Below are 21,332 nucleotides of genomic sequence, written 5' to 3'. Positions count from 1 at the left end.
ACCGGGAGCGATGATTGAATGACCGCGACCGGCCGCAAGCGCAGTGGCGGCGAAGAGCGACAGCGACCATCTGACTTGCGCCCAAGGGCCCATATCCAGTCATTGCGAGACATTCCTCGCCGTCCAACAGGGAATTCTGCCTCTGTCGTGCCATCTGAGGTTCCCAAGCCGATCCGGCGACGATTGGAGGCTTTACGCTTGCGTTCTAGTGATTACAACATTATCGTTGTAATCATGATACCCGCGCTCGTCTCCTTGTCCGGCTCTCCGTGGACTGTGCTGCCCCCTGGGGCGCACGCGGCAAGTTTGGAAGATGTGGCGGCTGCCTTCGGGACGAATGCCTGGCGGCGTGAGCTTTTCGACGGTCTCGTTGTCGCCTCTGGCAAGCTTCGATTGGCTGGATGTCAGGCGATCTACCTCGACGGCAGCTATGTGACTGGCAAGCCGAGGCCCGGCGACTTCGATGCATGCTGGGACCCTACCGGGGTCGATCCGGCTAAGCTTGATCCCGTATTCCGAGAATTCGCAAACGGTCGGGCAGCGCAGAAAGCGGCGTTCAAGGGCGAGTTCTTTCCGTCCTCTATGATGTGCGTAGATGTCGGGTGGGCATTCGTCGATTTTTTCCAACTAGATCGATTTACAGGGAAACAGAAAGGAATCATCTCCATTTCGCTTTTAGCCGATCCGCTTCTCTCCGGGAAGGTGCAGCCATGATCTACAGCGACAAACAGTATGGCGTGTCGCGTGCGCAACTAGCGAAGTTGCAAGATGCGCTTGCTGCCGCGAAGGAGCGCGCATCGGTACCGGCATGGCTAAAGCAGGTAGAGATCGATGGGCTCAAGAGCCAGATCGTCGACATCGAGGCCGAGCTTGCCGAATACGATCTACTGAAAGCAGGCCAGATTTCGTTCTCAAAAACCTATGCTCTAGAAGAATTGCCGCGCGTGCTGGTTCAGGCGCGAATCGCCTCCGGCATGAGCCAGACGAACCTCGCCGAAAAACTTGGGATGAAGCCGCAACAGGTGCAGCGCTACGAGGCGACCGACTACATGGGCGCAAGCCTTGGTCGGCTGATAGAAATTTCGAAAGCGCTCGGTGTTAAGGCGTCCGGAAGTTTTGAGGGACCGAAGCAGGTTGGCGGGTCGGTGTTCGCGTGGGGCGATGTCGACGATATCGTCTGGAGTGAGCTTCCTTACAAGGAGATGATCAAACGAAAGTGGTTTGATCTGCCGCGGGGCGCAAACCCGATTGAGCGCGTAAAGGAATATTTTCTGCACGCGGCAGGACCGCAATTTGCGACGGCGTTTCATCGCAAGAAGATGCGCAGCGGGAACGTGCCGAACGAATACGCCCTACTCGCATGGCAAGCGCGCATTCTGGAGCGGGCGCATAGCAAGATCGAAGCGCAAAAGATCGCAACCTTCGAACTCGATGACCGGTGGCTGCCAGAGTTGGTGCGTCTCACGAAACGCAAGGACGGCCCGATGCGTGCCCGCGATCTGCTGGCGGAGAAAGGCATCGTTCTCATCGTCGAACGTCACCTTCCAGGGTCGTATCTCGACGGCGCGGCCATGCTCACAAATGGTGAGACTCCGGTTGTAGGCCTTACGCTACGCTATGACCGTTTGGACAATTTCTGGTTTGTACTGATGCACGAGCTCGGTCACGTCTTCCTGCATCTTTTCGACGGATTGCGCTTCGACTTCTTCGACGAGGAAGGTGGCAATGACAGTGACGCGATTGAGGCGAAGGCTGACAAATTCGCGCTCGACGCGCTGATACCGGAAGCATTGTGGGATCAGTGTCTGTCCCGCTTCGCCCTGTCGGAAGAGGCGGTGAAGATCGACGCGGATACGATCGGCATCGATCCGAGCATCATCGCGGGACGCATCAGGAAGGAGCGCGGCAATTACACCATCCTGAATGATTTGGTTGGTCGGGATCAGGTGCGCTCGCAGCTAGAGGAGGCGAGCGATGATCTTGACTAACGATATGTATGTCCCGGCGCTGCGGTGGCGCCTCGGCGAGTACCAGGCACTTGCTCGCCTTGCCGCCGCCGCCAAGGACCGTACTGTTCCCTATGTCACAATTCCGGAAGTCGAATTCGATTTCGAGTTGTGGCAGCCGAAGAAGACCGTTCAGGAGCACGTCCATCCCTTCGCCGCACGCTTCAATGCCAAGTGGGGGCAGCGGCCCGCATGGATCGGCGTGCATCCAACTATTCCCGGCAAGCCGATGGGGGACGGTCGCGACATCTTCACATACGTGTTTGAAGCCCTGCGGGCATTCCAAGCGAATGCGATGCCGGCCGTTCCGCTCGATGTCTCCCCGCCAATGCTCACATCTGTTGCAGGAATCGTTGCGACCGATGGTTTTGGAGCGGCCATCGGGGTCCGGCTGGAGGATTTGATGAAGCCGGATGCGCGCACGCGCATCAAGGCGTTGACCGAGGCGCTCGATCTATCGCTCGGCGAAGTTGACCTCGTTATCGATCTCGGCGCACCGAATTTTGAGCCCTACAATGCATTCGCAGGTGCTCTCATTGCTGCCATGCAAAAGCTTGGTAACCTGCATACCTTCCGCAATTTTGTCGTCATCGGTACGGCGATTCCGGAGACGTTCAAGGATGTTGCCAAGGGCGCCGACCAGCTCCCGCGCCATGATTGGCTCTTCTATCAAACGCTGCTCGGCAAGTTGCCTCCTGGCATGCGGCAACCGAATTTCGGCGACTACACAATCGTCCATCCGGAATTCGCGCCGATAGACATGCGCAAGATCAAGCCAGCTGGTAAGCTCGTCTATACAACGTCAACGGCATGGGAGGTGCGCAAAGGCGGGGCATTCCGAGACAATCCAGGGCAGATGTACGACCACTGTGCTTCGATTGTAGCGTCTGGCAAGTTCAGCGGAGCGGGTTTCTCAAGCGGCGATGACTACATCGCTAAATGTGCGATGCGGACGGCGAAGCCTAGCAATCAGCCTTGGTGGAAGTTCGTTACGATCAACCACCACATCACGCATGTGCTGGACGATCTCTCCACGTTCGGCGCTGCACCATGAAGGCGCGGATGGAGGCGGTGATCTCGCGAAGCGTCATGATCTCGCAAAGTATCTCGTAAAGTTGCCTCCTCGGCCGTCGGAGGTCCTTCGGCGCATATCCGGCTTGGCCTAGGAGTTCTAGTACTTCGTCGCGCCAGAGAAGATGCGCCATCATGACCGGATCGATTTCGGGGTTGGCGAGGGGGTTTCGCAACACATGGAAGTTGACACCGCCCCTTGGTCCCTGCTCGGCCGCGATCACGCCGCACCATTCGGGAGCGCAACTCATGATGCTTGCGAGATGCTTCGGCGCGGCGACGAATGTCAGCTTTTGCAACGTCTGGCGGAAAATGTCTATCTGCGTCGAGAATCGGTCTAGGTTGTCCTTGGTGCTCTTGATTTCATAGCCGTGGATGCAGCCGTTAATGACGGCCACATCAATGCGGCTTCGGGCGTGCGCGAGACCAAGCTCGTCGATCACGAGCGTGTCGGAATGAGATTTGGCGCGTCGTAATCGTTTGGAGTGTAGCGCAGAGCGAATGTCTGCGTCTGTCGATTCCAACTTCGCCTTGGTCAGCATTGGGCTTCCTCCCCCCCCCTAGTCTACCGTCAATGTCGCATTGGTCAGTATCGAGTAGCCTCCAGTCTACTTTCTGCCGGAAGTCCTGCTCCAAGCCAAGGCGGCAATCTGACTCACTTGACAATTCTCAAGGGTGTCACTGGCGATGTCCGCTTCTGGCCGTGGACAAGCCGGCTGGAGCGACCGACTTTGGGCTCAAAACGGACGTTCGAGTCGCGCTCGCCGAACTTCCCGCATGGGTCCAATGTGGGCGCTCCGAAGGAATCAGCCCCGCGGCGCTTCCGCACCTCACCGTTGCACGCCACCCCCCTACGCCTCCACCTTCTCCCTTGCCGCCTCGCCCTCGCGCTTGCACGCCGCGATGCGCTCGACGTGCTTCTGGCCCCAGGCGCTCAAGGGGGCGAGGGCGGTGCAGAGGGAGTGGCCGAAGGGGGTCATGGCGTAGTCGACGCGCGGCGGCACCTCCTTGTGGTCGGTGCGCGTGACGATGGCGTCGGCCTGCAGCTCCTTCAGGTTCTGGATCGGCATCTTCTCGCTGATCGCCGCGATCCGGCGGCGCAGCTCGCCGAAGCGCAGCGGCCCCTCGGCCAGGTGCCAGAGGATCGGCACCTTCTACTTGCCGCCGACCACGTCTTGCCGCCGACCACGTCGAGCGCCGCCTCCAGCCCGCAGCCGTAGGGCCCGGCGCAAGGCGCCGGCCGCCGCCGAGTAGGGACCTACCCCAGCTCGACCGGCGCGAAGCGGCGGAAGGCGCCCTCGGCGATCATCTCGGCCAGGGTGTCGATGACGCCGGCGAGAACCCGGTCCTCGCCGATGAAGGCGGACTCGGAGGCCGGTGCCGGCAGGCGCGCGAGTATGGCCGCCTTGGCCTCGGCGAGCGGACCGGCCAGCACGAGCGCGCGCCCGTCGAGGCCCTCGGGCAGGCCGCGGGGCGCGAAGTAGCTGGCCTGGAGGGCGGCGAGCAGCTCGACCGCCACGACCCGGCGCAGGCAGTCGACCATCTCGAGCAGGCGCCAGGCGCCGAAGGTGCCCATCGAGACGTGGTCCTCCTGGTCGGCCGAGGTCGGCAGCGACTGGACGCTGGCCGGGGCGGCGCGCACGCGCAGCTGGCAGACCAGGGCGGCGGCGGTGACCTGGGCGTTCATCAGCCCGGAATCGAGGCCGGGGATGCCGGCCGCCAGGAAGGGCGGGAAGCCGGACTTGCTGGAGTCGATCAGGAAGGCGACGCGGCGCTCGGCCATCGAGGCGATCTCGCTGACCGCGAGGGCCATGGCGTCGGCGGCGAAGGCGACCGGCTCGGCGTGGAAGTTGCCGCCGCTGATCAGCGGGCGGCTGTCCGGATCCTCGGGGTCGGCCTCGGGGTCGAGCACCGGATTGTCGGTCGTGCTGCCGGCCTCGCGCTCGAGCAGGGTGGCGGCGAAGCGCAGGGTGTCGAGCGCGGCGCCGACGACCTGCGGCTGGCAGCGCAGCGAGTAGGGGTCCTGGACGCGCAGGGCGACCGGGGTGCGCCCGCTGCCCTCGAGCAGCCCGCGCAGCAGGCGTGCGACCTCGGCCTGGCCGTGCTGGCGTCGCGCCCGCTCGTTGATCAGCGCCGAAAAGGCGTCGGGATTGCCGAAGGCGGCGTCGAGGGTCAGCGCGCCGGCGACGAGCGCCGCGGCGAGCGCGTTCTCGGCCTCGAACAGCGCGACCAGGCCGAGCGCCGTCGCGACCTCCGTGCCGTTGATCAGCGCCAGGCCCTCCTTGGGCGCGAGGTCGGCGAGCGGCGCGATGCCGGTCACGGCCTCCAGGCGCTCCGCGGGATGGACCGCGCCGGCGTGGCGGAAACGGCCGCCCGGCTCGCCGAGCACGACCAGCCCGATGTGGGCGAGCGGCGCCAGGTCGCCCGAGGCGCCCATCGAGCCCCAGGCCGGCACCACCGGCAGGGCGTCGCCGCCGGCGAGTGCGATCAGGGTCTCGACGACCTCCGGCCGCACGCCCGAGAACCCGCGGCTGAGGCCGTGCGCCTTGAGCAGCAGGGCCAGGCGGACCACGGCGTCGGGCAGGTCGGGCCCGGTGCCGGTGGCGTGGGACACCACCAGCTTGCGCTGCAGGGCGCGCCGCGCGTCAGGGGCAATGGCGTACTTGGCGTTCTCGCCGAAGCCTGTGGTGATGCCGTAGATCGATGCCGCCCCGGGCGCCTCCGAGGCCCGCACCGCGCCTTCGAGCACGCCCTGGGCGGCGCCGATGCGCCGGCGTGCCGCCTCGGACAGGGCGATCGCTCCCGGCGCCCGCCAGAAGGCGCGCAGCGCCGCGAGGTCGAGGCGGTCGGGCACCAGGTCGAGGACACTGCTCACGGGCGGGCTCTCCTTCGGCAAGGAACGTCGCCGGCCCGAATAGCACGCCGGCCGCCGCGGTCAACGACCGGGCGCGACCTTGGCGTGTCGCCGATCGGCGGAGTCCCGCTGCTGCGCTCGCGCAACTCGCGCTTCGTGGTTCGACAAGCTCACCATGAAGCGCGACCAGAAGCCTGCTCTTGGCCGGGAACGCTTCCGGAGGGCAGGGGGCGTGGCGGGGCCTGTGCAACTCGCGCTTCGTGGTTCGCCCTTCGACAAGCTCAGGGTGAAGCGCTCACCATGAAGCGCGACCTGTAGCCTTGCTCTCATGAAGCGCGACCCGAAGCCTGTGCCGGCCCCGGAGTCGCTTCATGGTGAGCCTGTCGAACCACGAAGCGTGGAAGCGCGGCGCCGCCCCTCAGAAGCTCAGCAGCTCGGCCTGCTTGATCTGCGGCAGGGCGCGCACGCGCTCGAGCACAGGGGGCGGCAGCGGCTCGTCGAGCTCGATCAGCGCGATCGCCTCGCCGCCGCGGTCGTCGCGGCCCAGGTTGAAGGTGGCGACGTTGATGCCGGCGTCGGCCAGGGTGCGCGACAGGTCGGCGATCGCGCCCGGCCGGTCGTGGTTGGTCGTGTAGAGCATGTGCGCGCCGAGCTGGGCCTCGAGCTCGATGCCCTTGACGTTGACCAGGCGCGGCTTGGTGCCGCCGAACAGCGTGCCGGCGACGCTGCGCTCCTGGCGCTCGGTGATCACCGTCACCCGCATCAGCGTCTGGTAGTCGCAGTCGCGCTCGTGCTTGGTCTGGGCGACGTCGATGTCGCGCTGGCGCGCCAGCTCCTGGGCGTTGACCATGTTGACCTGGTCGAGCATCGGGCGCAGCAGCCCGACCAGGGCGATCTGGGTCAGCGGCCTGGTGTTGAGCTCGGCGACCTGGCCCTCGTACTCGATGCGGACGCCCTTCAGGCCGCTGCGCGTCAGCTGTCCGGCGAAGGAGCCGAGCTGCTCCGCCAGCGTCATGTAGGGGCCCAGGCGCTTGGCGTCCTCGGCCGTCATCGAGGGCATGTTCACCGCATTGGAGACGGCGCCCGAGACCAGGTAGTCGGCCATCTGCTCGGCGACCTGGACCGCGACCTTCTCCTGGGCCTCGGCGGTGGAGGCGCCGAGGTGCGGCGTGCAGACCAGGTTCGGCGTGCCGAACAGGGGGTTCTCGCGGGCCGGCTCCTGCTCGAAGACGTCGAGCGCGGCGCCGGCGACCTGCCCCGACTCCAGGGCCTCCTTGAGGTCGGCCTCGACGACCAGGCCGCCGCGCGCGCAGTTGACGATGCGCACGCCCTTGCGGCACTTGGCCAGGGCCGCCTTGTCGAGGATGCCGCGGGTCTGGTCGGTCAGCGGCACGTGCAGCGTGACGATGTCGGCGCGCGCCAGCAGCTCGTCGAGCTCGAGCTTCTCGACGCCCAGGTCGTCGGCGCGGTCCTGCGACAGGAAGGGATCGTAGACGACGACCTTCATGCGCAGGCCGAGCGCCCGGTCGGCGACGATCGCGCCGATGTTGCCGCAGCCGACCACGCCCAGGGTCTTGCCGGTCAGCTCGACGCCCATGAACCGGGACTTCTCCCACTTGCCGGCCTGGGTCGAGAGATCGGCGGCGGGGATCTGGCGGCAGAGCGCCAGCATCAGGGAGATGGCGTGCTCGGCCGTGGTCACCGAGTTGCCGCCCGGCGTGTTCATCACGACGACGCCGAGGCGGGTCGCCGCCGGCACGTCGATGTTGTCGACGCCGATGCCGGCGCGCCCGACGATGCGCAGGGCGCCCTTGGAGCCGGCCTCCAGCACCTCGGCGGTGATCTTGGAGGCGGAGCGCACGGCGATGCCGTCGTAGCCGGCGGCGGCGGCAACCAGGTCCTCCGGCTTGAGGCCGGTCCGGACCACGGCCTCGATGCCGCGTTGCTCGAAGACCTCGACGGCGAGGGGACTCAGGTTGTCGGCGATCAGGACCTTCGGCATCGGACTCTTTCTTCCCGCTGTGGGAGGCGTGCGTGGGAGGCGTTGGGGTCGAGGTGGTGCTCGGAAGGTCCGCCGTCTTCAGGCGGCGGCGCGCGACTCGGCCTTGATCGCGCCGTAGGCCCAGTCGAGCCAGGGCAGCAGGGCCTCGATGTCGGCGGTCTCGACCGTGGCGCCGCCCCAGATGCGCAGGCCGGGCGGGGCGTCGCGGTAGGCGCCGATGTCGTAGGCGACGCCCTCGGCCTCGAGCCGCCCGACCAGCGCCTTGACCAGGCCGCGTTGCGCCGCCTCGGTCTGGCCGGCGAACCAGGGGTCGATGACCGCCAGGCAGATCGAGGTCGAGGAGCGGGTGTCGGGCCGCTGGGCCAGGAAGCCGGCCCAGTCGGAGGCCTCGACCCAGCGCTCGACCGCCGCCAGGTTGGCGCGCGAGCGGCCGATCAGGGCCTCGAGCCCGCCGGCCGACTCGGCCCAGCGCAGGCCGTCGAGGGCGTCCTCGACGCAGAGCATCGAGGGCGTGTTGATGGTCTCGCCCTTGAAGATGCCCTCGTTCAGCTTGCCGCCCTTGGTCATGCGGAAGATCTTCGGCAGCGGCCAGGCGGGCGTGTGGCTCTCCAGCCGCTCGACGGCGCGCGGTCCGAGCGCCAGCATGCCGTGGGCCGCCTCGCCGCCCAGCACCTTCTGCCAGGACCAGGTCACGACATCGAGCTTGTCGAAGTCGAGCGGCATGGCGAAGGCCGCCGAGGTCGCGTCGCAGATCGCCAGGCCGGTACGCCCGGCCGAGATCCAGTCGGCGTCGGGCAGGCAGACACCCGAGGTCGTGCCGTTCCAGGTGAAGACGACGTCGCAGTCCCAGTCGACCGCCGAGAGGTCGGGCAGCGCGCCGTAGGGCGCCTCGAGCAGGCGCGCGTCGGTCATCTTGAGCTGCTTCAGCACGTCGGTCGCCCAGCCGGCGCCGAAGGACTCCCAGGCCAGGACCTCGACGCCGCGGGGGCCGAGCAGCGACCAGAGCGCCATCTCCAGGGCGCCGGTGTCGGAGGCGGGGACGATGCCCAGGCGCCAGCCCTGCGGCAGCCCGAGGAGGCGCGCCGAGCGCTCGATGACCTCGGCGAGACGGGCCTTGCCGACGGCGGCGCGGTGCGAGCGGCCGACCGGAGCCTCGGCGAGAACGGCCGGCGACCAGCCGGGGCGTTTGGCGCAGGGGCCCGAGGAGAAGTTCGGGTTGGCCGGGCGGGCGGCCGGCTTCGCGGCGGACGTCATGGCAGAGTCGTTCCTTCGCCTGTAGTAGTCGTTCCGGAGCTAAAGTGCGGCGGATACTAGGCACCATGCTGCAGTGCGTCAACGGACGGCCCCCCGGCGCGAGCCCGGGGATCCAATGTGAATCGCTGCCCCTGGCGCTGGTGCCGGGGGGTACCGGCCGGGTAGAGTGTCGCGCGAAGCGGGTGCCCGCCGCCAGGGCAGAACCCGCGCCCCGCACGACGCCCGAACGCAGGGCGCCGACGGCCGCCAGACAGGGACGCCAGAGCCGCCGATGAACACGGAGCAGATCCTGCTCTTCGCCATCCTGGGCGCAGCCCTGCTGCTCTTCGCCTGGGGCCGGCTGCGCTACGACCTGGTGGCCATGATCGCGCTGCTGGCCGCGGTCGTGGTCGGCGTGGTGCCGGGCGAGCGGGCCTTCGAGGGCTTCGGCCATCCGGCGGTGATCACGGTGGCGGCGATCCTGATCCTGACCCGCTCGCTCAGGAACAGCGCCCTGGTCGACATGGCGGCGCGGCTGCTCGGCAGCCTCGGCGCCCGCCCGACGGTCCAGGTGCTGGGACTGGCCGGCGTCACCGCGATCTTCTCGGCCTTCATGAACAACGTCGGCGCCCTGGCGCTGATGCTGCCGGTCGCGCTCGCCGTCGCCGGGGAGGCCCGACGGCCGGCGAGCGAGGTGCTGATGCCGATCTCCTTCGCCTCGCTGCTCGGCGGCCTGACCACGCTGATCGGCACGCCGCCGAACATCGTCATCGCCTCCTTCCGCGCCCAGGAGACCGGCGAGCCCTTCGGCATGTTCGACTTCGCGCCGGTCGGGCTGAGCGTCGCGCTGGTCGGCGTCGTCTTCGTGGCCCTGGTCGGCTGGCGCCTGCTGCCCCAGCGCCAGGAGCAGGGCTCGACCGCGGTCAAGCCCCTGGTCGCCATCGAGGACTACGTCACGGAGGTCCGCCTGCCCTCCAATTCGGCCTATGTCGGCCGTCGCCTCATCGACATCGAGACCCTGGCCCAGGCCGACGTGCAGGTGGTCGCGCTGGTGCGCAACGACGACCGGATTCTGGCGCCCTCGGGCTTCATCCGCCTGCAGGCCGGCGACATCCTGATCATCGAGGCCGATTCCGACGCGCTGCAGCTGGTGCTCGCGAAGGCCGAGCTGCAGCTGGTCGGGGCCGCCGACATCTCGGCCGCCGACCTGCGCTCCGAGCGCGTCGGACTGGTCGAGGCGGTGATCGTGCCCGGCTCGCGCCTGGAAGGGCGCACGGCGCACTCCATGCACCTGCACACCCGCTTCGGGCTCAACCTGCTGGCGGTCGCGCGCCAGGGCGAGGAGCAGCACGAGCGGCTTGGCCAAGTCCGCTTCACTGCCGGCGACGTGCTGCTGCTCCAGGGCGAGCGCGAGGCCCTGCCCGACGTGCTGGCGGCGCTCGGCTGCCTGCCGCTGGCCGGGCGCGACCTGCAGCTGCGCCGGCGCGGCGGCTCGATCTGGTCGCCGCTGATCTTCCTGCTCGCCATCGGCACCGTGGTCGCCGGCCTGCTGCCGCCGCAGATCGCCTTCATGATCGCCGCCCTCTGCACCCTGGCGGTCGGCGACGTGCATCTGCGGGAGCTCTACGAGTCGGTCGAGTGGCCGGTCATCATCCTGCTCGGCGCGCTGATCCCCGTCGGCATGGCGCTGGAGACCACCGGCGGCTCCGGCATCATCGCGCTGCCGCTGCTGCATCTCGGCGACCAGGCGCCGGCCTGGGTCGTGCTCGGTATGCTGATGATCGTCACGATGTTGCTCTCGGACATCATGAACAACGCCGCGACCGCCGTGCTGATGGCGCCGATCGGCGTCACCGTGGCGCACGGCTTGGGCGCCAACGTCGACCCCTTTCTGATGGCCGTCGCGATCGGCGCCTCCTCGACCTACCTGACGCCGATCGGCCACCAGTCGAACCTGCTGGTCATGGGCCCCGGCGGTTACCGCTTCTACGACTACTGGCGCATGGGTCTGCCGCTCGACCTGCTGATCCTGCTGGTCGGCCTGCCGATGATCCTGCTGTTCTGGCCTCTCTAGGCGCGCGCCCGGGGCGGGTCAGAGGCCGGTGTCGAAGCGCGTCACGGTGCCCGCGGCCAGGCGGTAGAAGGCGTTCTGGGGAAAGTCCTGGGCCAGCAGTCCGGCCGGCGCCAGGCCCGCGTAGAGGCCGCGCGCCAGGATCGAGGTGCCGCCGTGCAGCACCGCGACCACCGTGCCCTCCTGCCGCTTCAGCCGCTCGAGCCAGTCGGCGATGCGCCGCGAAGCCTGGGCGTAGCTCTCGCCGCCCTCGGGAGCGAAGGTCCAGCGCTCGCTCTCACGCCGGGCCCAGAGCTCCGGCTGCGCGCGCCGCAAGTCGGGCTTGCGCTGGCCCTGCCAGGCGCCGTAGTGCAGCTCCATCAGCTCGGGCCGGAAGTCCGCCGCGGCGAAGTCCAGGCCGGCCGCCTCGCAGACCAGCGCCGCCGATTGCCGGCAGCGGCCGAGCGTGGAGACCTGGAGGGCGGCCGGCGGCCTGTCCTGGAGCAGTTCGCGCAGCGTCTCGCCCATGGCCCAGGCCTGCTCCGTGCCCAGGCGCGTCAGGGGCGCGTCGAGCTGGCCCTGGATGCGGCGGTCGCGGTTCCAGACCGTCTCGCCGTGGCGCAGCAGGTAGATCGCCTCGGCCATCAGGCACCCTCGACGCGTCGGCGCAGGATCTGGATGGCGACGAAGCTGAGCACCGGCTCGCCCGCCTGGTTGACCACCTCGTAACGCATGCGCAGCGAGCCGCGGTCGACCTTGCTGCGCGAGGGCCGCACCTCCAGGACCTCGGCCTCGGTGTGGATCGTGTCGCCCGGGCGCACCGGCCTGAGGAAGCGGATCTCGTCGAGGCCGGGCGAGCCCAGGGAGGCCGCGTTCCAGACGTTCTCCTGATAGAACAGCCGGAAGCCGACCAGCAGCGTCTGGAAGCCGCTGGCGATCAGGCCGCCGAAGCCCCAGTCGGCCGCCGCCTCGGCGTCGAGGTGGAAGGGCTGCGGATCCCACTGCCAGGCGAAGTCGAGGATCTGCGCCTCGGTCAGGGTGGCGCCGCGGCTGACGAAGCGCTCGCCCACCGCGAAGTCGTCGAGATGGCGGGTGCCGGCCGCTGGGGCCGGCGCGGGGCGGGCGGCGAGCGGCGTATCTTCTGGCGTCACGAAGTCTCCTGGTCCAGCCGGGGCGAGCGCGGACGGCGCAGCGCCTCGCCGTCCTCGGGAAAGCGTGCGGGCTCGATCGCAAGAGCGGCGGCAGGCGCGGTCATGGCCGCTTTTCTAGTGCATTTCCCGGCGCTTGTGCAGCCGCGAAGGCAGCACCCGGCAGATCAGGCCTCGGGCACCTCGATGGTGCCTTCCAGGTAGGGCGCGACCCGGCCGCCGATCGCGACCCGCTCGCCCTTCAGCTCGAGCCGCAGGTCGCCGCCGCGCGCCGAGACCTGCCGCGCCGACAGTCGGCTTCTGCCGAGCCGCTCGGCCCAGTAGGGCGTGAGCACGCAGTGCGCCGAACCGGTCACGGGATCCTCGTCGATGCCGGCATGCGGCGCGAAGTAGCGCGAGACGAAGTCGTGGTCGTGCCCGGGCGCCGTGACGATCAGGCCGTCGAAGGGCAGCGCGGCGACCCGTGCCAGGTCCGGCGCGGCGGCCAGCACCGCCGCCTCGTCGGCCAGCACGGCCAGGGCCTTGCCGGCCGCCAGCACCGCCTCCGGCTCCTGTCCCAGCGCCGCAGCGACGGCGGCGGCCTCGGCGGTCCCGACCGGGCGCGGCGGCTGCGCCGGGAAGTCCATGGTCAGCAGGCCCTCGCCGCTCAGGCTGTCGCCGGAGACGGTCAAGGCCCCGGAGTGGGTGTGAAAGCGGATCGTGCGCGCGCCCGGCGCCAGCCAGCGCTGCACGGCGGCGGCACTCGCCAGCGTCGCGTGGCCGCAGAGGTCGACCTCGATCGCCGGGGTGAACCAGCGCAGGTCGTACTCCACCAAGTCCGCCCCGGCCGGCTCGCGCCGCACGAGGAAGGCGGTCTCCGCCAGGTTGTTCTCCAGCGCGATCGCCTGCAGCGTCGGGTCCGGCAGCCAGCCGCTCAGCGGCACCACCGCCGCCGGATTCCCGGTGAAGGGCCGGTCGGCGAAGGCGTCGAGCTGGTAGAGGGGCAGGCGCATCGATTGTCTCCCGTACAATTCGGCAGGGTCGGGGGCGCCCTAGAGACGCCAGAAGGGCTTCTCGCTCTCGCGCCAGGCCTGGTCACGGCTGATGCCCAGGTCCTTGAGCATGTGGTCGTCGAGCTCGCGCAGGCGCAGCCGCTGATTGCTCCTTTCCTGCCATAGAAGCAGCAGCTGGACCAGGGCTGGAACGGCCTGGCTGGCCGACAAGCGCGGGCCGGCGCGGGCACCGGCACGGCGGCCGGCGAGGTCCGAAGGCAGGCTGCGAGTGCTCATCTCTCGGTTCCTTTGGCAAGGGATCGGGGCGCGGCCGGACGGCAGGTCACGCCATTGTCCCGGTCGGCCCCTCTCGCCTCTATCCGGATATTGCTTGAGACAATATGGCGTCAATGTCATTATTGTGCCCATGACAAGTTGGACCCCCAATCTCCCGGAGCGCGGGCCCCGCTACCTGGCGATCGCCGAAGCCCTGGCGACCGACATCTCGAGCGGCCGGCTGCCGTCGGGAGCCAAGCTGCCGACGCATCGTGACCTGGCCTGGGACCTCAAGGTTACGGTCGGCACCGTAACGCGGGCCTACCGGGAGGCGGAGCGGCGCGGACTGGTGGTCGGCGAGGTCGGCCGCGGCACCTACGTGCGCGATCCCCGGGCCGCCGCCCGCTACCGGGTCGGCGCCCACATTCCGCTCGAGCAGGCGCCGAACGCCTACGACCTCCATTTCGCGGCGCCGCCGCCGGTGCCGGCCGCCGCCGAGCTCGCCGAGGCGCTCGGCGATGGCCGGGGACGCCAGCCTGGAGCGCTTCCTCGCCTACCCGCCGAACGAGGGCTACCCCGCGCACCGCGAGGCTGCCGCGACTTGGCTCTCGGCGATCGGCTGGGAGGCCGATCCGGCGCGCATCATCATCACCAACGGCGCCCATCACGGGGTCATGGCGGCGCTGCTCTCGCTCTGCCGGCCCGGCGAGCGGGTCCTGGTCGAGCCGCTGACCTACCCCGGCATCCAGCCGATCGCGCGGCTGCTCGGCCTCCGGCTCGAGCCCCTGCCGGTCGACGCTGACGGGCCGCTGCCCGAGGGCGTCGAGGCCGCGGTGCGAGCCCACGGCGCGGCGGCGCTCTACCTGGTGCCGACCATGCAGAACCCGACGACGGGGACGATGAGCCTGGCGCGCCGCGAGGCGCTGGCCGAGGTCGCCCTGCGCCACCGCCTGCCGGTCATCGAGGACGACCTCTTCCGCCTGCTCGGCAACGACGTGCCGCTGCCCTTCTCGGCGCTGCTGCCCGAGCTGACCTACCACGTCACCAGCCTGTCGAAGGCCTTGGCGCCGGGTCTGCGCCTGGGCTTCCTGGTGCCGCCGCCGGCGCGCACCGAGGCGGTGCGCGGCGCGGTCTTCACGCTCGGCAGCAAGGGCTCGCCCTTCCAGGCCGAGATCGCCGCGCGCTGGATCCGCTCCGGCGCGGCGGTGCGGATCCGCGACGCCATCCGCGTGGAATCGGAAGCCCGGCGGCAGCTCGCCCTCGAGCGCTTCCGGGGACTGCAGGTCGCCTGTCCGCCGGGCGCGCTCTTCGCCTGGCTGACCCTGCCCGAGCGGTGGCGCGCCGAGGAGTTCGTGCAGGCCGCCCAGCGCCGCGGCGTCGCCGTCACGCCCTCCCAGCCCTTCGCCGTGCAGCGCCGCTTCGAGGTGCCGGCCGTGCGCGTCTGCCTCGGGCCCCCGGACAGCCGCGCCGCGCTGACCGAGGCGCTCGACCGCCTGGCGGCGCTGGTCGAGGAAGCACCACGCGCGAGCTTCGACGGGCTCGCGTGATCCCGGCCCTTCGCCACAGAGGCATCGACAGGCGCTTGCGCCGAGCTGTAGAAGGATGCCGTTCCGCCGTGCGGCGGGACGCGTTCTCGGGGCGGGGTGGAAGTCCCCACCGGCGGTGACGGCAGCGGGGCCTCGGGGTCCGGCGGCCGAAGCCCGCGAGCGCTCCTCGGGCTCCGGTCCGTGGGAGGTCAGCAGATTCGGTGCGACTCCGAAGCCGACGGTCACAGTCCGGATGGAAGAGAACGGAAAGGCGGGTCGCGCCGGTAGGCACCGGTTGCGGCCGCGTCGATTCGTTACGCCCTGATTCGCCCCTTTCGAAGGAGAAAGCGATGAATCAGGTCTCCCCTACCGCCACCACCACTACCGGCCTTGCCGCCGTCGGCGAGGGTCCGCGCATCGCCTTCGTCAAGGCGCGCTGGCACGCCGACCTCGTCGACGCCTGCCACGAGGGCTTCCTGCGCGAGATCGCCCGGCTCGGCGGCGACCCTGTCGCGGTCGAGCCCTTCGCCGTGCCCGGTGCCTTCGAGATCCCGCTGCTGGCCCGCCGGCTGGTGGCGAGCGGCCGCTTCGCCGCCGTGGTCGGTGCCGCCTTCGTCGTCGACGGCGGCGTCTACCGCCACGAGTTCGTCGCGGCGACGGTGCTGGAAGGGCTGATGCGCGTACAGCTCGACAGCGGGGTGCCGGTGCTCTCGGCGGTGCTGACGCCGCACCAGTTCCAGGAGACCGAGGTGCAGCGGCGCTTCTTCCTGGAGCACCTGGAAGGCAAGGGCCGCGAGGTCGCCGGCGCGTGCCTGTCGGTCCTCTCCGCCCACGCCGCCTTGGCCGAAGCCGCCTGAGCAGGCCGGGCGGTCGGCCCTCATAGCGTGTTGGCTTGTTAACCCTTGCACGCCAGTATCCGGCAGTCGGCCTTTCGAGGCCGATGCTGGGCTCGACCGCCCATCCTGTCCGCCCCGGCCCCGGAGCCAGAGAGATGCTGCAGCCCTCGACAGCCCTGACCGCGAACCTGCTCGAGACCAACGGCCAGTTCCTGGCCTACTGGCTCGGCAAGCTCGAGGGTGGGTGCATGCCCTGGAAGTCGGCGATCGACCCGGCGGAGATGCCGCGCCTGCTGCCCGACCTGGTGCTCTACGAGCGCCGCGCCCCGGACGACTTCCACATCCGACTGGCCGGCACGGCCGTGGTCCGCCGGGTCGGCGTCAACCCGACCGGCAACAACGTGCTCGACCTGCTGCATTCCGGCTCGCGGGCGACGCTGAGGGCGGCGCTGAACCGCATCCTCGACGAGCCCTGCGGCCATGTCGCGCGGGTCCGCGACCAGTATCCCTCGGGCCGCGAGGCGATCGTCGAGGTGCTGCGCCTGCCGCTGCGGGCGGAGGAGGGCGAGCCGCGCTTCATCATCTCCTCGACCGCCGAGACAAGCGACGACCCGGGCTGGTCCGACCCGCAGGAGAAGCCGGAGCTGCTGGCCGAGCTGCTCGACCAGTCCTTCTTCGGCTGGCGCGGCGCGCGCCCGGGCGAACCAGCCGCCGTCGCCCCGCTCGGCACCGGCTGAGGGCTGTTCAGCCGGAGCGCGATTCCTCGGGGACCGGGAACGCCCCTACGGTGTGGCCGTGGTTGACCGGCCCGTGGCCGCGGCCGAAGCCCGGCGCGGTACGGATCGCCTCGCGCAGGTAGGCGCGCGCGCGGGCGACGGCGTCGCGCAGGCCGAGGCCCTGGGCCAGTCCGCAGGCGATGGCCGAAGCCAGGGTGCAACCGGTGCCGTGGCTGCCCAGCGCGGCCAGGCGGCTGCCGGTGAAGACCTCCAGCCCCGCCTCGGTCGCCAGCACGTCGTGGATCGTCTCGCCGGCCAGGTGCCCGCCTTTGAGCAGCACCGCCTCCGGGCCCAGCGTGCGCAACATGGCCGCCGCCTCGCGCATCGCCTCCAGGTCGGCGATGGCCATGCCGGTCAGCTTCTCGGCCTCCGGCAGGTTCGGCGTCAGCAGTGTCGCGCGCACCAGCAGGTCCCGGTTGAGCGCGCCGACCGCGGCCGGATCGAGCAGCGTCGCGCCGCTCTCGGCCACCATCACCGGATCGACCACCAGCGGGATGCCGCGGCCGCGCGCCGCCAGCTCGGCGGCGACCGCCTCGATGACCGGCGCCGTATGCAGCATGCCGGTCTTGATCGCGTCGGCGCCCAGGTCGTCGAGCACGACGGCCATCTGCCGTCGGATGAAGGCGGGGTCGACGCCGAACACGGCCTCGACGCCCAGGGTGTTCTGCGCGGTCAGCGCCGTGATCGCGGTCGTCGCGTAGCCGCCGAGTGCGGTGACGGTCTTGATGTCGGCCTGGATGCCGGCGCCGCCGCCCGAATCGGAGCCGGCGACGATCAGCACGCGTCCCCGGAACCGGTCCGGCGGTGCGCTCATCGGGCGGCTTCCTCGATCGAGCGCGCGATCTCCTCGACGACCTCGACGATCAGCGTCTCGTCCTCGCCCTCGGCCATGACCCGGATCACCGGCTCCGTGCCGGACTTGCGGATCAGCAGCCGGCCGCGCCCGGCCAGGCGGCTTTCGCCGGCGGCGATCGCGGCCTTGACGCTGTCCTGTTCCAGGGGTCTGCCGAGCCCGAAGCGGACGTTGCGCAGCAGCTGCGGCAGCGGCTCGAAGACGCGGCAGACCTCGCTGGCCGGCCGCCCGGAGGCGACCAGCACGGCCAGCACCTGCAGCGCCGCGATCAGCCCGTCGCCGGTCGTCGAGTAGTCGCTCATCACGACATGGCCCGAGGGTTCGCCGCCCAGGTTGCAGCCGGTCGCGCGCATCCGCTCGACGACGTAGCGGTCGCCGACCGGGGTCCGGAACAGGCCGATGCCCATCTCGTTCAGGTGGCGCTCCAGGCCGAGGTTGCACATCACCGTGCCGATCACGCTCTCGCCCTTGAGCTCGCCGCGCGCCAGCCAGGAGGCGGCGATCAGGCCCATGACCTGGTCGCCGTCGATCGGCAGGCCCTTCTCGTCGGCCAGGATCACGCGGTCGGCGTCGCCGTCGAGGGCCAGCCCCAGGTCGGCACCCTGCTCGAGCACCGCCCGGCACATCGCCTCGGGCGCGGTCGCGCCGCAGTCGCGGTTGATATTGAGGCCGTCGGGGGCGACGCTGATCGGCACCACCTCGGCGCCGAGCTCGAACAGCACCGCCGGCGCGACCCGGTAGGCGGCGCCCTGGGCGCAGTCGACCACGACCTTCAGCCCGTCCAGGCGCAGCTGGCGCGGGAAGCTCGACTTGACGAATTCGATGTAGCGGCCGGGGGCGTCGTCGAGGCGGCGCGCCCGACCCAGCTTCGCCGCGGTCACCAGGTCGCCGTCGTGGCCGCCGTCGATGCGTGCCTCGATCTCCGCCTCGACCGCGTCCGAGAGCTTGAAGCCGTCCGGGCCGAACAGCTTGATGCCGTTGTCGTCGAAGGGGTTGTGGGAGGCCGAGATGACGACGCCGAGATCGGCGCGCAGGCTGCGGGTCAGCACGCCGACGGCCGGCGTCGGCAGCGGGCCGAGCAGCACGACGTCGAGGCCGACGGCGATGAAGCCGGCGGTCACCGCCGGCTCCAGCAGGTAGCCGGACAGCCGCGTGTCCTTGCCGATGACCACCAGCGGACGGTGGCCGACCTCGCGGCGGAACAGGGCGCCCGCGGCCATGGCGACCGAAAGGGCGGTCTGGGCGTCGATCGGCGCGACGTTGGACTTGCCGCGGATGCCGTCGGTGCCGAAGAGCTTGCGTGTCATGGTCCGTTTCCGAAGAGGGCTGCGCCAGAGCTATAGCAGAAGCCGCGGCTCAATGGGCCGAGGCCTCGTCGAGCGCGCGTTGCACGGCCAGGGCCTGCAGCGTCTCCGCCACATCGTGGACGCGCAGGATCTGCGCGCCGCGCGCGGCCCCGGCCAGGGCGACCGCCAGGGAGCCGGGCAGGCGCCGCTTGGCCGGCTCCCCCGCCGACAGGCGGCCGATGAAGGCCTTGCGGCTGGCGCCGAGCAGCAGCGGGCAGCCGAGCCCGTGGAACAGCGCCAGCCGCGCGATCAGGCTGCAGTTGTGCGCCACCGTCTTGCCGAAGCCGATGCCGGGGTCGACGCAGAGACGGCTGCGCGCGATTCCCGCCGCCTCGCAGGCCGCGACGCGCTCCGCCAGGTAGTCGAAGACCTCGAAGGCGACGTCCGCATAGCGCGGGTCCTGCTGCATGGTCTCCGGCGTGCCGCGCATGTGCATCAGGACGACCGGCAGGCCGCTGGCGGCGGCGACCGCCAGGGCGTCCGGGTCGTGGGTCAGCGCGGTCACGTCGTTGATCGCAGCCGCACCGGCCTCGGCGGCCGCGGCCATGACCGCGGCATGGCGCGTGTCGATCGAGACGCGCACGCCGGCTGCCGCCAGCGCCGCCACGACCGGGCGCACCCGCCGGATCTCCTCCTCGAGGCCGATCGGCGCGGCGCCCGGGCGCGTCGATTCGCCGCCGACGTCGACGAAGGCGGCGCCGGCGCGCCACATCTCCAGGCCGCTCGCGATCGCCTGCTCGGGATCGAAGAGGTCGCCGCCGTCGGAGAAGGAGTCGGGGGTGACGTTGACGATACCCATCACCGAGGGCCGGTCCAGGGCGAGGCCGGCGAAGGGCGGGCGGGGCGCGCTCAGCACTTCGAGCAGGGGGCCGGCGGCCTGCGGCAACGCCTCGAGCGCGCAGGGCTGGCGCTCGGGCGAGCCGCCGTCCCAGCGGCCGACCTCGACGCGGGCGAAGTGCAGGCCCTGGCCGGCCAGGGCGCGGCCGCCGGGCAGGCGGCGCGGCGTCGGCTCGAGGGGTTCGAGGTAGAGCGGCGTGGTCATGGCCGCAGAGGGGTAGCGCTCTCCCCGGCCGCCGACAAGTCCTCGCGCGGCCGCGATCGCGCCACGGCGCTGCCGGAGCGCAAAGGAAAAGCCGCCCCACCCGGGGGTGGAGCGGCTTGCCTGTCGGATCGCCGGTAGAGGAGGGGCCGGCTCAGCTCGCGGGCTCGGGCTCCGGCCCGATGCCGCCGGGGCTATCCTTGCCCTTGGGCGTGCCGGAGCTCGGCACCGAGGAGCGGCGACCGCCGCCGCTCGAGGTCGAGCCCATCTCCTTCTCGCGCCGGTCGAGCGTCTGGCCCTTGATCAGCAGCCGCACCTCGTCGGCGTTGAGGGTCTCGTACTCGAGCAGGCCCTTGCACAGCCGGTGCAGCTCGTCCAGGTGCTCGCTCAGCACCGACTTGGCGGTGCCCTCGGCCTCCTCGATGATCCGGCGGATCTCCTCGTCGATCATCTGCGCCGTCGCCTCGGAGAGGTTCTGGGTCCGCGCCACGGAATGGCCGAGGAAGATCTCGTCCTGGTTCTCGTCGTAGCGCAGCGGGCCGAGCTTCTCGCTCATGCCCCACTCGGTGACCATGCGGCGGGCGAGGTTGGTCGCCTGCTGGATGTCGTTGCCGGCGCCGGTGGTGATGTGCTCGCGGCCGTAGATCAGCTCCTCGGCGACGCGGCCGCCGAACATCATTGCCAGCTTGGCGTGGATCTCGGACTTCTTGAAGCCGTAGCGGTCGCGCTCGGGCAGGTTCATGGTCACGCCCAGGGCGCGGCCGCGCGGGATGATGGTGACCTTGTGCAGCGGGTCGTTGCCCTCGATGTAGAGGCCGACCAGGGCGTGCCCCGCCTCATGATAGGCGGTCAGCTCCTTCTCTTCCTCGGTCATCACCATGGAGCGCCGCTCGGCGCCCATCAGGACCTTGTCCTTGGCCATCTCGAAGTCGTTCTGGGTGACGTAGCGCTTGCCGGAGCGCGCCGCCAGCAGAGCCGCCTCGTTGACCAGGTTGGCGAGGTCGGCGCCGGAGAAGCCCGGGGTGCCGCGGGCGATGACCTTGGCGTCGACGTCGGGGGCGAGCGGCACCTTGCGCATGTGCACGCGCAGGATCTTCTCGCGGCCCAGCACGTCCGGGTTCGGCACCACGACCTGGCGGTCGAAGCGGCCCGGGCGCAGCAGCGCCGGGTCCAGCACGTCGGGCCGGTTGGTCGCGGCGACCAGGATCACGCCCTCGTTGGCCTCGAAGCCGTCCATCTCGACCAGCAGCTGGTTGAGGGTCTGCTCGCGCTCATCGTTGCCGCCGCCCAGGCCGGCGCCGCGATGGCGGCCGACCGCGTCGATCTCGTCGATGAAGATGATGCA

Annotated in this window: 20 protein-coding genes, 1 pseudogene and 1 riboswitch; of the genes and pseudogenes, 8 read left to right on the top strand and 13 right to left on the bottom strand. The window is 70.1% G+C overall.

Translation table 11 applies throughout. The features are described 5' to 3' along the window. The first annotated feature begins 18 nt into the window (after positions 1-18). From WD341_RS05890 to WD341_RS05880, 3 genes are read left to right on the top strand one after another with little or no spacing between them, the layout of a single operon-like run. Entirely contained in the window at positions 19-714 is a 696-nt protein-coding gene (locus tag WD341_RS05890; RefSeq protein WP_368424504.1) for a hypothetical protein, read from the top strand. Beyond that, positions 711-1,988 (top strand): helix-turn-helix domain-containing protein, encoded by a 1,278-nt coding sequence (locus WD341_RS05885; RefSeq protein ID WP_368424503.1) that lies wholly within the window; start codon positions 711-713, stop codon positions 1,986-1,988. The genes WD341_RS05890 and WD341_RS05885 overlap by 4 nt, the downstream gene beginning before the upstream one ends. After that, complete coding sequence (locus tag WD341_RS05880) at positions 1,975-3,060, top strand: beta family protein (protein ID WP_368424502.1); 1,086 nt, start codon at positions 1,975-1,977, stop codon at positions 3,058-3,060. Before WD341_RS05885 ends, WD341_RS05880 begins: the two co-directional genes overlap by 14 nt. Here WD341_RS05880 and WD341_RS05875 read toward each other — a convergent pair. The 5 genes from WD341_RS05875 to WD341_RS05855 all read right to left on the bottom strand — a co-directional run bounded on the left by WD341_RS05875 (position 3,014) and on the right by WD341_RS05855 (position 9,187). Then, entirely contained in the window at positions 3,014-3,619 is a 606-nt protein-coding gene (locus tag WD341_RS05875; RefSeq protein WP_368424501.1) for a sce7726 family protein, read from the bottom strand. The two genes, WD341_RS05880 and WD341_RS05875, sit on opposite strands and share 47 nt — an antisense overlap. A gap of 309 nt (positions 3,620-3,928) precedes the next feature. Beyond that, a complete protein-coding gene (locus tag WD341_RS05870) occupies positions 3,929-4,228 on the bottom strand; it encodes a winged helix-turn-helix transcriptional regulator (protein WP_368424500.1) in 300 nt (99 codons plus the stop codon). Between the two features lie 107 nt (positions 4,229-4,335). After that, the gene (gene hutH / locus WD341_RS05865) at positions 4,336-5,952 is read right to left on the bottom strand and encodes a histidine ammonia-lyase (protein ID WP_368424499.1); all 1,617 of its coding nucleotides are present in this window, start codon (positions 5,950-5,952) and stop codon (positions 4,336-4,338) included. 397 nt (positions 5,953-6,349) lie between these two features. Next, positions 6,350-7,933 carry a phosphoglycerate dehydrogenase gene (gene serA / locus WD341_RS05860; protein ID WP_368424498.1) on the bottom strand — a complete coding sequence of 528 codons (1,584 nt, stop codon included), beginning with the start codon at positions 7,931-7,933 and terminating at the stop codon, positions 6,350-6,352. A gap of 78 nt (positions 7,934-8,011) precedes the next feature. Next, positions 8,012-9,187, bottom strand: a complete 1,176-nt coding sequence (locus WD341_RS05855) for a phosphoserine transaminase (RefSeq protein WP_368424497.1) — start codon at positions 9,185-9,187, stop codon at positions 8,012-8,014. Positions 9,188-9,458: 271 nt separating this feature from the next. Here WD341_RS05855 and WD341_RS05850 point away from each other — a divergent pair, with 271 nt between their 5' ends. Continuing rightward, positions 9,459-11,240 (top strand): SLC13 family permease, encoded by a 1,782-nt coding sequence (locus WD341_RS05850; protein ID WP_368424496.1) that lies wholly within the window; start codon positions 9,459-9,461, stop codon positions 11,238-11,240. Between the two features lie 18 nt (positions 11,241-11,258). Here the strand turns inward: WD341_RS05850 and WD341_RS05845 are convergent, their stop codons facing one another. The 4 genes from WD341_RS05845 to WD341_RS05830 form a co-directional block, all read right to left on the bottom strand. Beyond that, complete coding sequence (locus WD341_RS05845; RefSeq protein WP_368424495.1) at positions 11,259-11,861, bottom strand: histidine phosphatase family protein; 603 nt, start codon at positions 11,859-11,861, stop codon at positions 11,259-11,261. Then, the gene (locus WD341_RS05840) at positions 11,861-12,367 is read right to left on the bottom strand and encodes a MaoC family dehydratase (RefSeq protein WP_368424494.1); all 507 of its coding nucleotides are present in this window, start codon (positions 12,365-12,367) and stop codon (positions 11,861-11,863) included. Before WD341_RS05840 ends, WD341_RS05845 begins: the two co-directional genes overlap by 1 nt. A 164-nt stretch (positions 12,368-12,531) precedes the next feature. After that, the gene (locus WD341_RS05835) at positions 12,532-13,356 is read right to left on the bottom strand and encodes a PhzF family phenazine biosynthesis protein (protein ID WP_368424493.1); all 825 of its coding nucleotides are present in this window, start codon (positions 13,354-13,356) and stop codon (positions 12,532-12,534) included. A 39-nt stretch (positions 13,357-13,395) separates the two neighbouring features. Next, positions 13,396-13,632 carry a DUF1127 domain-containing protein gene (locus tag WD341_RS05830; RefSeq protein WP_368424492.1) on the bottom strand — a complete coding sequence of 79 codons (237 nt, stop codon included), beginning with the start codon at positions 13,630-13,632 and terminating at the stop codon, positions 13,396-13,398. Positions 13,633-13,762: 130 nt separating this feature from the next. Here WD341_RS05830 and WD341_RS05825 point away from each other — a divergent pair. The 4 genes and pseudogenes from WD341_RS05825 to WD341_RS05810 form a co-directional block, all read left to right on the top strand. Beyond that, a pseudogene (locus WD341_RS05825) lies at positions 13,763-13,981 on the top strand (GntR family transcriptional regulator); the annotation flags it as partial. A 148-nt stretch (positions 13,982-14,129) separates the two neighbouring features. Then, positions 14,130-15,158 (top strand): PLP-dependent aminotransferase family protein, encoded by a 1,029-nt coding sequence (locus WD341_RS05820; RefSeq protein ID WP_368424491.1) that lies wholly within the window; start codon positions 14,130-14,132, stop codon positions 15,156-15,158. Between the two features lie 78 nt (positions 15,159-15,236). After that, a riboswitch (FMN riboswitch) is annotated at positions 15,237-15,406 on the top strand. Between the two features lie 81 nt (positions 15,407-15,487). Continuing rightward, a complete protein-coding gene (locus tag WD341_RS05815) occupies positions 15,488-15,994 on the top strand; it encodes a 6,7-dimethyl-8-ribityllumazine synthase (protein WP_368424490.1) in 507 nt (168 codons plus the stop codon). Positions 15,995-16,128: 134 nt separating this feature from the next. Next, a complete protein-coding gene (locus WD341_RS05810) occupies positions 16,129-16,710 on the top strand; it encodes a PAS domain-containing protein (RefSeq protein ID WP_368424489.1) in 582 nt (193 codons plus the stop codon). Positions 16,711-16,717: 7 nt separating this feature from the next. On the opposite strand, the gene thiD is transcribed toward WD341_RS05810, so the two are convergent. The 4 genes from thiD to WD341_RS05790 form a co-directional block, all read right to left on the bottom strand. Beyond that, the gene (gene thiD / locus WD341_RS05805) at positions 16,718-17,563 is read right to left on the bottom strand and encodes a bifunctional hydroxymethylpyrimidine kinase/phosphomethylpyrimidine kinase (RefSeq protein WP_368424488.1); all 846 of its coding nucleotides are present in this window, start codon (positions 17,561-17,563) and stop codon (positions 16,718-16,720) included. Continuing rightward, a complete protein-coding gene (gene glmM, locus WD341_RS05800) occupies positions 17,560-18,909 on the bottom strand; it encodes a phosphoglucosamine mutase (protein WP_368424487.1) in 1,350 nt (449 codons plus the stop codon). The genes thiD and glmM overlap by 4 nt, the downstream gene beginning before the upstream one ends. 49 nt (positions 18,910-18,958) lie before the next feature. Beyond that, positions 18,959-19,990, bottom strand: coding sequence for a dihydropteroate synthase (gene folP / locus WD341_RS05795; RefSeq protein WP_368424486.1), 1,032 nt, complete (start codon positions 19,988-19,990; stop codon positions 18,959-18,961). Between the two features lie 151 nt (positions 19,991-20,141). Then, positions 20,142-21,332, bottom strand: a 1,191-nt coding sequence (locus WD341_RS05790; protein WP_368424485.1) for an ATP-dependent metallopeptidase FtsH/Yme1/Tma family protein, incomplete at its 5' end; no start/stop codon positions are given.

Source organism: Tistlia sp., assembly GCF_040905785.1.
Lineage (GTDB): Bacteria > Pseudomonadota > Alphaproteobacteria > Kiloniellales > DSM-21159 > Tistlia.
Note: the sequence above shows the minus strand (reverse complement) of the source record. Positions and strands in the feature narration are given on the sequence as shown.

Bases quoted from the DNA above. Each gene is read 5' to 3' on its own strand.
- WD341_RS05890 (WP_368424504.1), top strand. From the start codon at position 19: ATGACCGCGACCGGCCGCAAGCGCAGTGGCGGCGAAGAGCGACAGCGA.
- WD341_RS05885 (WP_368424503.1), top strand. From the start codon at position 711: ATGATCTACAGCGACAAACAGTATGGCGTGTCGCGTGCGCAACTAGCG.
- WD341_RS05880 (WP_368424502.1), top strand. From the start codon at position 1,975: ATGATCTTGACTAACGATATGTATGTCCCGGCGCTGCGGTGGCGCCTC.
- WD341_RS05875 (WP_368424501.1), bottom strand. From the start codon at position 3,619: ATGCTGACCAAGGCGAAGTTGGAATCGACAGACGCAGACATTCGCTCT.
- serA (WP_368424498.1), bottom strand. From the start codon at position 7,933: ATGCCGAAGGTCCTGATCGCCGACAACCTGAGTCCCCTCGCCGTCGAG.
- WD341_RS05855 (WP_368424497.1), bottom strand. From the start codon at position 9,187: ATGACGTCCGCCGCGAAGCCGGCCGCCCGCCCGGCCAACCCGAACTTC.
- WD341_RS05850 (WP_368424496.1), top strand. From the start codon at position 9,459: ATGAACACGGAGCAGATCCTGCTCTTCGCCATCCTGGGCGCAGCCCTG.
- WD341_RS05845 (WP_368424495.1), bottom strand. From the start codon at position 11,861: ATGGCCGAGGCGATCTACCTGCTGCGCCACGGCGAGACGGTCTGGAAC.
- WD341_RS05835 (WP_368424493.1), bottom strand. From the start codon at position 13,356: ATGCGCCTGCCCCTCTACCAGCTCGACGCCTTCGCCGACCGGCCCTTC.
- WD341_RS05830 (WP_368424492.1), bottom strand. From the start codon at position 13,632: ATGAGCACTCGCAGCCTGCCTTCGGACCTCGCCGGCCGCCGTGCCGGT.
- WD341_RS05820 (WP_368424491.1), top strand. From the start codon at position 14,130: ATGGCCGGGGACGCCAGCCTGGAGCGCTTCCTCGCCTACCCGCCGAAC.
- WD341_RS05815 (WP_368424490.1), top strand. From the start codon at position 15,488: ATGAATCAGGTCTCCCCTACCGCCACCACCACTACCGGCCTTGCCGCC.
- WD341_RS05810 (WP_368424489.1), top strand. From the start codon at position 16,129: ATGCTGCAGCCCTCGACAGCCCTGACCGCGAACCTGCTCGAGACCAAC.
- thiD (WP_368424488.1), bottom strand. From the start codon at position 17,563: ATGAGCGCACCGCCGGACCGGTTCCGGGGACGCGTGCTGATCGTCGCC.
- glmM (WP_368424487.1), bottom strand. From the start codon at position 18,909: ATGACACGCAAGCTCTTCGGCACCGACGGCATCCGCGGCAAGTCCAAC.
- folP (WP_368424486.1), bottom strand. From the start codon at position 19,990: ATGACCACGCCGCTCTACCTCGAACCCCTCGAGCCGACGCCGCGCCGC.